The organism is Halanaerobium sp. DL-01 (genome assembly GCF_003338615.1).
In the GTDB taxonomy this organism is placed as follows: domain Bacteria; phylum Bacillota; class Halanaerobiia; order Halanaerobiales; family Halanaerobiaceae; genus QPJE01.
In genome coordinates, this window is sequence record NZ_QPJN01000047.1 from 1 (window position 1) to 11,046 (window position 11,046).

General features: G+C 33.9%; 10 protein-coding genes. 8 read left to right on the forward strand and 2 right to left on the reverse strand.

What is annotated here, in order from left to right; all coding sequences use genetic code 11:
- Positions 1-172: 172 nt before the first annotated feature.
- The 8 genes from arcA (at position 173) to DER71_RS11155 (ending at position 9,273) form a co-directional block, all read left to right on the forward strand.
- Complete coding sequence (arcA, locus tag DER71_RS11120; protein ID WP_114458948.1) at positions 173-1,399, forward strand: arginine deiminase; 1,227 nt, start codon at positions 173-175, stop codon at positions 1,397-1,399.
- 21 nt (positions 1,400-1,420) lie between these two features.
- The gene (argF, locus tag DER71_RS11125; protein ID WP_114458949.1) at positions 1,421-2,410 is read left to right on the forward strand and encodes an ornithine carbamoyltransferase; all 990 of its coding nucleotides are present in this window, start codon (positions 1,421-1,423) and stop codon (positions 2,408-2,410) included.
- Between the two features lie 88 nt (positions 2,411-2,498).
- On the forward strand, positions 2,499-3,896 hold the full coding sequence (locus DER71_RS11130; RefSeq protein WP_114458950.1) for a YfcC family protein: 1,398 nt from the start codon (positions 2,499-2,501) through the stop codon (positions 3,894-3,896).
- A gap of 35 nt (positions 3,897-3,931) precedes the next feature.
- Positions 3,932-5,266 (forward strand): Sapep family Mn(2+)-dependent dipeptidase, encoded by a 1,335-nt coding sequence (locus DER71_RS11135; protein WP_114458951.1) that lies wholly within the window; start codon positions 3,932-3,934, stop codon positions 5,264-5,266.
- Positions 5,267-5,334: 68 nt separating this feature from the next.
- Positions 5,335-6,273 carry a carbamate kinase gene (arcC, locus tag DER71_RS11140; protein ID WP_114458952.1) on the forward strand — a complete coding sequence of 313 codons (939 nt, stop codon included), beginning with the start codon at positions 5,335-5,337 and terminating at the stop codon, positions 6,271-6,273.
- A gap of 154 nt (positions 6,274-6,427) precedes the next feature.
- Entirely contained in the window at positions 6,428-6,649 is a 222-nt protein-coding gene (locus tag DER71_RS11145; protein ID WP_114474636.1) for a hypothetical protein, read from the forward strand.
- A complete protein-coding gene (locus DER71_RS11150) occupies positions 6,627-7,175 on the forward strand; it encodes a cache domain-containing protein (protein ID WP_114474637.1) in 549 nt (182 codons plus the stop codon). Before DER71_RS11145 ends, DER71_RS11150 begins: the two co-directional genes overlap by 23 nt.
- A 172-nt stretch (positions 7,176-7,347) precedes the next feature.
- Complete coding sequence (locus DER71_RS11155) at positions 7,348-9,273, forward strand: FAD-dependent oxidoreductase (RefSeq protein WP_114474638.1); 1,926 nt, start codon at positions 7,348-7,350, stop codon at positions 9,271-9,273.
- A 188-nt stretch (positions 9,274-9,461) separates the two neighbouring features.
- Here DER71_RS11155 and DER71_RS11160 read toward each other — a convergent pair whose 3' ends face one another.
- Together DER71_RS11160 and DER71_RS11165 are read right to left on the reverse strand one after the other, a co-directional pair.
- A complete protein-coding gene (locus DER71_RS11160) occupies positions 9,462-9,713 on the reverse strand; it encodes a hypothetical protein (protein ID WP_114458955.1) in 252 nt (83 codons plus the stop codon).
- Positions 9,714-9,906: 193 nt separating this feature from the next.
- A complete protein-coding gene (locus DER71_RS11165) occupies positions 9,907-10,683 on the reverse strand; it encodes an SDR family NAD(P)-dependent oxidoreductase (protein ID WP_114458956.1) in 777 nt (258 codons plus the stop codon).
- Positions 10,684-11,046 lie beyond the last annotated feature (363 nt).

Consider the following 11,046-nt stretch of genomic DNA (forward strand, 5'->3'; position numbering starts at 1 on the left):
GAGACGGGGCAACGACTGACGGAAAGCTGTATACGGGAGAACCGTACGTGCAGTTTGACGAGGGGTCCCAGCTGAAAGGCTGGTCCTACTCTATTGTTTAAAGCTTCTATTAAAGGTAATTAAAATTATTTATTTACAGAATTAATTTTTTAATTGAAAGGAGAAAGATAAAATGTATCCATTAAATGTCCGATCCGAAATAGCTCCTTTAAAAAAAGTTCTCTTACATCGCGTAGGAGAAGAGGTAGAGAATTTAACACCAGATATTTTAGAAAGATTATTATTTGATGACATCCCATATTTAGAGATCGCTCAAAAAGAGCATGATGCATTTGCCAGAATGCTTGAAGACAGTGGAGTAGAGGTTGTTTATCTCGAAGATCAGATTGCAGAGGTTATAAAAGATGCTGATATTAAAGACCAATTTATTGAACAGTTTCTAGATGAAGGAGGAGTTTTTAGTCCTGGAGAAAGATCAGCTGTTAAAGAATATTTTGCTGAATTCAGTAATGAAGATTTGATAGATAAAATGATGGCTGGCGTGCGTAAAACAGAAGTACCGAAGATTGCTGATTGTACTTTAAATGATATGGTAGATAGTGCTTATCCCTTTATTTTAGATCCAATGCCCAATCTTTACTTTACCAGAGATCCATTTGCCACTATTGGTAGAGGAGTTTCTTTAAATCATATGCGGACAGATGTCAGAAACAGAGAAACTATTTTTTCGGAATATATCTTTAAATATCATCCTGATTACAGGGATTATGAGATTCCCTTCTGGTTTGATAGAAATAATACCAGCTGTTCTATAGAAGGAGGAGACGAATTAATTTTAAATGATAAAGTAGTTGCAATGGGAATTTCGCATCGAACAGATGCTGCAGCTATTGAAGAAGTGGCCAAAAATCTACTTTATGATGAGCAGGAAACTTTTGAGAGAATATTAGCTTTTAAAATACCTGATAAAAGAGCCTTTATGCATCTAGATACAGTATTTACCATGGTTGATCACGATAAATTTACTATTCACGCTCAAATTGAAGGTGAATTAAAAGTATTTTCGATTACTAAAGGTAATAACGGTGGTCTAAAAATTGATGAAGAGGAAGATACTTTAGATAATATTCTCCAAAAATATCTGGAACTTGATGAAATAACCCTGATCAAGTGTGCCGGAGGAGATGAAGTTGATGCAGGAAGAGAACAGTGGAATGATGGTTCTAATACCCTGGCCATAGCTCCTGGAGAAGTAGTGGTATATTCTCGCAATCATGTAACAAATAAAATTTTAGAAGAAAACGGAGTTAATCTCCATGTTATCCCCAGTTCCGAATTGTCACGTGGTCGTGGCGGTCCGCGCTGTATGAGTATGCCTTTAATTAGAGAAGATCTTTAAAAACGAAAGGAGTTAATGATAATGGGAGTAAATTTACGAGGCAGATCATTTTTAAGTTTAAAAGACTTTAGTGCAGATGAAATACATTATTTACTTGACCTGGCAGCAGATTTAAAACAGAAAAAAATAACGGGTGCTAAAGGCCAGCTGCTTAAAGGTAAAAACATTGTTCTATTATTTGAAAAATCTTCAACCAGAACTAGATGTGCTTTTGAGGTAGCAGCTTATGATGAAGGTGCAAATGTAACAAACCTTACCAACAGTCAGCTTGGTAAAAAAGAAACGGTCGAAGACACTGCTAAAGTGCTGGGAAGATTTTATGATGGAATAGAATTTAGAGGTTTTAAACAGAGTGATGTAGAACTACTGGCAATTTACTCTGGAGTACCGGTCTGGAATGGTTTAACAGACAGTTATCATCCGACTCAGGTACTGGCTGATCTTTTAACTATTAAAGAAAACACAAACAAAGCTCTGGATAAAATAAAGTTAGTTTATACTGGAGATGCTCGCAATAATATGGGCAATTCTCTTTTAATTGCTGCCGCCAAATTAGGAATGGAGTTTGTTGCTCTGGCACCTAAATCTCTCTGGCCGGAAGCAGAACTTGTTAAAGATATGCAGGAAATAGCAGCAGAAACTGGGGCCAGGATTAATCTTACTGAAGATTTAGAAGCAGTCGAGGGTGCTGATGCAGTCTATACAGATGTCTGGGTCTCAATGGGAGAAGAAGATCAATTTGAAGAAAGAATAGAACTTCTAAAAAAATATCAGGTTAATCAGTCTCTGATTGAAAAAGCTAACAATGATGAAGTTATTTTTCTGCACTGCTTACCTTCCTTCCATGATAATAAAACAACAATTGGCAGAGAAATTGAAGAGAAATTTGGACTTAAAGAAATGGAAGTAACCGATGCTGTTTTTAATGGTAAACATTCTAGGGTTTTTGAAGAAGCAGAAAATAGAATACATACTATCAAAGCAGTAATGGTAGCAACAGCAGGTAATTAAATTTATAACTCTATCCTTCCTATGTGATGGGAGGATAGAGTCTAATAATAAATTGTTTAAAATTAAAACTAAGGAGTGAGGGATAACTATGAAAAAATTTAAAATGCCAACTGCTTATACAATTCTTTTTATAATTATTATAATAGTAGCAATGTTAACCTGGGTTGTTCCAGCTGGAGAATATCAAAAAGAAGCTGGTAAGCCTGTACCTGGGACTTATCACCAAACAGATAGGAATCCTCAAGGTATATTTGACATTCTAAAAGCACCAATTGATGGTTTTTATGATGCAGTAGATGTTGCCCTATTTGTTTTAGTAATCGGTGGTTTTTTAGGTGTCACAATGAAGAGTGGAGCAATTGATGCTGGTATTGCAGCGGTTACTAAGGCCTTAAAAGGTAAAGAAATTTGGATGATACCTGTTCTAATGACACTATTTGGTATTGGTGGTAGTACTTATGGAATGGCAGAAGAAACAATAGCTTTTTATCCTCTGGTTATTCCGATATTTATAGCAGCTGGTTATGATGCGATTACAGCTGTTTCTGTTATTTTATTAGGTGCTGGAGTTGGAGTTTTAGGCTCTACAGTCAATCCTTTTGCAACAGGAATTGCAACTAACTTTGCTCAAATATCACTTGGTAGGGGAATTGGTTTGAGATTGGCGATTTTAGTTTTAGGGGAATTAATTGCTATTTTCTATACTATGCGCTATGCCAAAAAAGTTAAAAATGATCCATCCAAGTCTTTAGTTTACAGTCAGCGAGAAGAAAATAAAGAGCATTTTTTAGGAAAAAAAGAAGATGAATTCCCCGAATTTACTAAACGCAGAAAAATAATAATTGCAGTATTTGCTCTAACATTTTTAGTAATGATATTTGGTGTAATTCCTTTTGAAGATCTAGGAATAACAGCTGTACCAACTTTATGGTGGTGGTTTGGAGAATTATCAACTTTATTTATGACATCTGCTATTATTATTGGTTTAATTGCTGGCATGTCAGAAAAAAAGATTGTAAATTCATTTGTAAGTGGTGCTAGTGATTTAATTAGTGTTGCTTTAATAGTTGCTATATCCCGGGGTATTACAATTATCATGAATAATGGAAATATTTCGGGAACAGTGTTGAATTATGGCGAAAATCTACTTTCAAATTTAGGCTCTGTTTCCTTTACTATTTTAGCTTATTTATTCTATATTCCATTATCATTTTTGATCCCTTCCACCTCGGGTTTAGCCACTTTGTCAATGCCGATTTTAGCTCCACTGGGTGATTTTGCCAATGTATCAAGAAATATAGTGGTAACAGCTTATCAATCTGCAAGTGGTATTGTAAATTTAATTACTCCCACAAGTGCTGTTGTAATGGGAGGTCTTGCAATTGCAAAAGTTAATTATGGTAAATGGATAAAATATGTTTGGAAACTTTTGTTAGCAATATTCCTGTTTACTATTATTATGCTTTCTTTGGGAGTATTGATTTAAAAATTACTGAATTTAAAAATTTTTAGGAGGTAATTATGAAAATAGCGCAGAGAATTGAGGCTCAGGCAGACGAAATAATTTCTGTTTTAGCTGAGCTTATCGCCTGTCCTAGTGTGTATGCTGAAGATTCGGAAAAATATGAATTTGGAGCAGAGATAGATAAGTGTCTGCGTAAAACTTTAGAAATTTTTCGGGACTTTGGCTTTAAAACTTTTTATGGAGCTGGTCAGTATGGTTATGCAGAAATAGGATCTGGTAAAGAAATGCTTGGTATTTTATGTCATCTTGATGTTGTTCCAGCCGGCAGTGAAGCTGATTGGGAAAGCCCACCATTTAAGCTAACTAAAAGAAATGGAAAGCTGTATGGAAGAGGCACAATAGATGATAAGGGCCCACTAATAGCTGTTCTTTATGCAGTTAAAAATCTTATAGATCAGGGTGTTTATTTTAATAAAAGAATCAGATTTATATTTGGTTTAGATGAAGAAACACTGTGGCGCAGTATAGAACAATATTTAGTCAATGAAGAAAAACCAACTTTTGCTTTTGCTCCAGATAGCAATTTTCCCCTGATAAATGCTGAAAAAGCTCTGCTGCAGTTTAAACTAGTTTCTGAAAACAGCAGTGAAATTAATTTAGCCGGTGGAACAGCATTTAATGTAGTGCCAAATGAAATTAGTTATCAATCAGATGATCCAGATAAATTAATTAGAGAGCTGGATAAATTAAAGGCTAATTATCAGTTTGATAATAATCTAATTACTGTATTTGGCAAAAGTGCTCATGCCTCTAAACCCTATAATGGTAAGAATGCTATTGCTGTTATGCTTAAAGCACTGGATAATATATATTCAGACATAGAAAGTATTAATTTCTTTAACGATTATCTGGGAGAAGATTATAAGGGGCTTAAAATATTTGGAGATTTAGCAGATAAAGAATCGGGTCCTTTAACAATAAATTTGGGGAAAATAAAACTAGATCAAACAAAGCAGGAGTTGTTTTTTGATATTAGAATTCCAGTTACTATTAAAAAAGAAGAAATAGTAAATAAATTGCAAGAAAAAATTAAATCCTATGGTTTAAAATATATAGAACATGATTATTTAGATTCATTATATATTAAAGAGGATGATTTTCTTGTTCAAACTCTTTTAAAAGTATTTACAGATGTAACTGGGCAAGAAGCAGCACCTTTAAGCAGTGGAGGGGCAACTTATTCACGGGCGATTGAAAATTGTGTTGCTTTTGGATCAGTTTTTCCAGGTGAAGAAAAAGTTGAACATCAAACAAATGAGTATCTAAAACTTGATTCATTATTTAAGTGTATAGAAATCTATGCCAAAGCTATTTATAGATTAACAAGATAGAAAGATAACGTCAAATAATATATGGTAGAGTCAATAAAATGCAAAATAAATATACAGGAGGAATAAAAATGAAAATTGTAGTTGCACTTGGCGGCAATGCATTAGGTCAAACTCTAACTGAACAGAAGAAATTAGTTAAAGAAACTGCAGTACATCTGGTTGATCTAATAGAAAAAGGTCATAAATTAGTTATTGCTCATGGAAATGGACCTCAGGTTGGAATGATCAATCTTGCTTTTCAAAATCAAAGTTTGTTAGATAATAGCATACCAATTATCCCTTTCCCCGAATGTGGAGCAATGAGCCAGGGATATATTGGTTATCATCTGCAAAATGCACTGGGAGCTGAACTTGAAAAAAGAAAAATCAATAAGTCAGTTTCTACAATAATCACCCAGGTGCTTGTAGATAAAGATGACCCAGCTTTTGATTCCCCCTCCAAACCTGTAGGTAGTTTTTATAGTCAAGAAAAAGCAGTTAAGCTTAAAGAAGAAAAAGGTTATCAAATGATAGAAGATGCCGGTAGAGGTTATAGAAGAGTTGTGCCCAGTCCCCAGCCAGTGGATATTGTAGAAAAAGAAATAATTACAAATCTAATTGAAGATCAACAGCTGGTAATTGCCTGTGGAGGTGGTGGGATACCTGTTATTAAAGAGGGAAGATTTTTAGAAGGTGTTTCGGCAGTAATCGATAAAGATTTCGCCAGTGAAAAACTAGCTGAAATTGTTGATGCCGATCTGCTGGTTATTCTGACTGCAGTTGATAAAGTTGCTATTAATTTTGGAGAGGAAGATGAAAAATGGTTAGATCAAATTAATATTCAGCAGGCAAAAAAATATATTGAAGAGGGCCATTTTGCACCGGGAAGTATGCTGCCCAAAGTAAAAGCAGCAGTCAGTTTTGTAGAAAAAAAGAAGAGCGGCAAAGCTTTAATAACTTCACTCAATAAGGCTCAGGCAGGTTTAGAAGGAAAAACTGGAACTTTAATTAGCAGGGGAGATGAATAAGATGTTAAGAAAAAACATGTTAAATTAGATTATGTACAGGGTGAGTGGACTGATTTTAGCCAGATTCTATTAAAAGATTATAATTAATTATAATGGGAAAAAGGCGGAATGAGTTTAATTCTTCTGCCTTTTTCTTTAAATTAGGAGAGAAGAAATGTATTTACTTATAATATTTATTACAATAGTCCTGGGAATCCTTCTATTAAGGCTAAGAAGCAAAAATAAGATATTGAAACTGTTAAAAAATAAATTTAAATTATTGGCAGAGGGAAGCATGAACGTTGAAATTGAGTCTGAGAACAATCAACTTAAAATACTTTCAACTTATTTTAATTTCAGAACAGGTAAAAAATATGATGGATCAGATTACGGTTAATTCTCAGCAGCTTGCAGCCGGGGTTGAAGAGATAACTGCTAATACCCAGGAGCAGAAAAATTTCATTGGGCAGATAGATGATTATATGGAAGGGTTTTATCAAGAAATATCAGATTTGAATAAGGAAACTAATTATTTTATGCAGGCATTTGAAATAACAGAAGCTGACAAAAAGATAATTGAGGAAAGTGTTGAAATATTAAAAGAAATATCCTCACCCAAATTAATGCAGGACAATAATCAGAGCCGAATGTTGTTAAAGAAGTTAATAAAAAAATATGATCGATTTGAGATGCTGTCAATTTTTAATCCAGAAGGAATGAATTTTTCTTCTAATATAGAGGAAGAAGATCTGACAAAAAACTTCTCTCATCGAGAATATTTTTCTGAGGCTATAAAGGGTAATGTATATTATTCTGATCCCTATATTTCGCTGGATAGTTATAATTATTGTATTGCAATCTCTGTACCGATTAAAAAGCAGGAAGAAGTTGTTGGTGTCTTAATGGGAGATTTAAATATCTAAAAAAATTATACAATTTATTGCTGTCCAGAAGATATGCAATTTACATAAGAGACTACAACAAAAAAGTCATATTTAAACAAATTTTCAAATAAATTCGACAATTTTCTTGACAAACACCGTTAAATTATTTACAATATTATTGTGAAAAAAATTATGATAAGGAGGAAATAAAATGAGAGATAAAGTTTTTGAATCACTCAAAGTAGGTAATTTATCAATAAAGAATAGAATAGCTATGTCCCCAATGGTAACCAATTATTGTGGTGAAGATGGAGAGCTTACTGATAGATATATAGAATATATTAGAGAAAGAGCCAGGGGAGGACCTGGATTAATAATTCTTGAAGCAGCTTATGTCCACCCTACTGGAAAAGGGTTTAGGAATGAATTAGGTATTCATAAAGATGAGTTAATTTCTGATTTAAAGAAATTAACTGAAATTGTTCATGAGGAAGGTTCCAAAATTGGTATACAATTATATCATGGAGGAAGACAGACCAGTTCAGATGTGACAGGTCAACAGGTAGTTGCTCCTTCACCTATACCATGTCCGGTAAAACAGGAAAAGCCTAAAGAACTTACCAAAAAAGAAATAGATGAAATAATAGACGCATTTGCTAAGGCAGCTGAAAGAGCTAAAAAAGCTGGATTTGATCTGGTTGAAATACACGGGGCACATGGATACTTATTAAATCAATTTTTGTCACCTTATAGTAATAAAAGAAATGATGAATATGGTGGTTCATTTAAGAATAGAAAAAAATTTCCTCTAGAAGTAGTCAAAAATATTAGAAAAAAAGTTGGAGATAATTATACAGTTACCTATCGTTTGACATCTGAGGAATTTGTTGAAGGAGGTTTAACTATAAATGAGACAAAGAACTATGCCCAAGATTTAGTAAATGAAGGTATAGATCTTATTCATGTATCTGGAGGAGTATATGAAACCAGTCATAAAATAATCCAGCCTTTCTTTGAAAGTGAAGGATTATATGTAGATAATGCACTGGAAATAAAAGAAGCTATTAATGGAGAGATTCCAGTAATGGTAGTAGGTCGTTTAAAAAATCCAGAAAAATTAGAAAATACTATTGCTAAAGGGATAGATATGGTTGCTGTAGGCCGTGGTTTTTTAGCTGATCCCTATTTTCCTAAAAAAATGGAAGAAGGAAGAGAAGAAGATATTAGAAAATGTATAGGTTGTAATCAGGGGTGTATTGACCGTTTGTTTGCTGGTGATTCCATCACATGTTTGGGTAATCCACTGTGTGGACAAGAATATAAATATAATACCAATAAAACTACTACTCCAAGAGAGGTTATGGTCATAGGTGGAGGCCCGGCTGGAATGGAAGCTGCCCGGACTGCAGCTGAAAGAGGACATAAAGTTAAACTCTATGAAAAAGAAAACAAATTAGGTGGAAAATTCAGTTCAGTAATTGTTCCTCCCTATAAAGATGAATTTGATGATTTAAATCAATATCTCAAGAAACAGCTGGAAAAGGTAGGAGTTGACATAAAATTAGGAACCGAAGTTGATAAAGATTTAATTGAAAATAATAATGTTGATGAAATAATCATGGCAACAGGTTCTACTCCTATAAAACCTGAACTTCCAGGTGCTGATAGAAAAAATGTTGTATTTGCTGAAGATGTTTTAACTGGCAGAGCTGAAGTGGAAGGTAATATTCTGGTAGTTGGGGCAGGACTTGTTGGTTGTGAAACTGCGGAATATTTAGCAGAAAAGGGTTTTGATGTTCAGGTGATTGAAGCTCTGGATCAGATTGGTGCAGATGTTGGTTCAATAAAACCATTACTTCTGGCCAATTTAAATAAACTAAATGTTGATATTAGCAAAAATACTTCATTAAAAGAAATTAAAGAAAATAAAGTGATAATAGAAAAGAAAGGAAAGGAACAAATAATTGAAGATATATCAACAGTAGTTTTGGCTGTAGGGTATAGTGAAAATAAAGAGTTATTGGAACAGTTAAAAGAAACAAATATTAATGTCCAGTTAGCAGGAGATAGTGTATATCCCAGAAAAATAATAGATGCTATCCATGAAGGATTTAGGGCTGCATATAATATAGAGTGAAGTTAGCAAATAAAATAATACAAATTTTTAAGCAGGCACTATAAGCAAAAAGTCTCTGCACCGGTGGTGTTAAAGCAAGACTACAGTGAATTGCTCAAAGGAGAATGGTATATTGTAGATAGAGGTCGGGAAATAAACTAATTATTTCTCGACCTCTCTATTTAGTAGTAATTAAAGACTAAAAAACATTAAAAATCCAATTTCATACTTTTCACTTTAACACCTTCAATATTAGTTAACTCATCTTTAAGTTCTTTGACTTTTTCATCGGCAGCAGTTAGATCTAGAATTATCATTCCCTCATCTGCACAGGTACTGCTTTCGTGCATTCCTAATCTGGTTTTAATAAAACATCCATAGTCAGTCAATATTTTCTGTACCTCAGGTGCAGCATCAGTTCTCTTATCAACCAGAACAGCCATTATTGTAGAATGATCCATTCATAACCCTCCTTAATTTTTGATTATTCTTATTATTATTATATACTGCATTATTTTAAAAATCTAATTTCAGCAATGTTTTTTTATGATTAATGTAAATATAAAAAACTTAACCTTATCTAATTGACTATAATAAAATGAGATTAGGCTTTGACACAATATTATTTTTATTGGAGTGGTAAATTTATTAAATCTATAGTGTCATTCCTCCATCAACAGCAACAGCCTGTCCTGTAACATGCGGTGCAGCTGCAAAATAAACTGCTAAACCTCCTATATCTTCAGGAGTCTGTGCTTCGCCCTGGGGAATTAAAGTTTTTTGATGACGCTGCCATGACTGTTCTCTGGTTTCATTTTCATTTCTCCATGCTTCAGCAAGTCCATTTTCTCCACACCACATTTGAGTTCCTACAATTCCAGGACAGATTGTATTAACAGTAATTTTAGTTTTAGCAAGCTCTTTAGCAAGTGCATTAGAAAAACCTATAACAGCAAATTTAGATGCACTGTAATGTGCTAATTCCGGGAATCCTGCTTTACCAGCAGCAGAAGAAACATTGATTATTCTTCCCCATTCTCGTTTTTTAAGATATGGTATTTCTGCTTTTGCACATAGAAATACTCCTTTTGTATTTACATTGAGAACATGGTCCCAGTCAGCTTCAGTTAATTCTTTAACCGGTTTTATTGAGAGAACACCTGCATTGTTGACAGCTATATCAAGTCCGCCAAGTTTGTTGTCAGTTTCTTTAACCATATTTTGAACTTGATCCCAGTTTGTTACATCAACTTCAACCGCAATCGCTTTTTTGCCCATAGCTGTAATATCTTCTGCAACTTTTTCTGCCTTTTCTTTACTAATATCTGCTACAGCAATATTACAGCCAGCTTCAGCAAGTTTTTTTGCTACACCTTCTCCTATACCCTGACCTCCACCAGTAACTAAAGCAACTTTCCCATCTAGTTTCATTTTTTTCTCCTTTCAAATTTCTTCTTACACAAATTGATAATTTTTAATATTCTGAAATTTGCAGAAAAAAAACTCAATTCATTTGCTTATTCTGGATAAACTTCAACTGGATCAGGCCATTCAAAATCTTCATCAGGTCCATAAAGCTCAACTATACATTTAAGATCATCCTGAGTTTTGCGGTAATCATAGCGAAAACTTTTTCCCCAGTAGCCATACTGCAGCTGATCTATTCCTTTTTCTTGACCCTCCTCGGGGCAAGCCCACGAGGATTCCTGCTTCTTAGAAGTGGTAACCCACCATCTCCACAGGCTTAAAATCCTGTTAGCCCAACAGTATATCCTCTAACTTGCCTTTTGTATT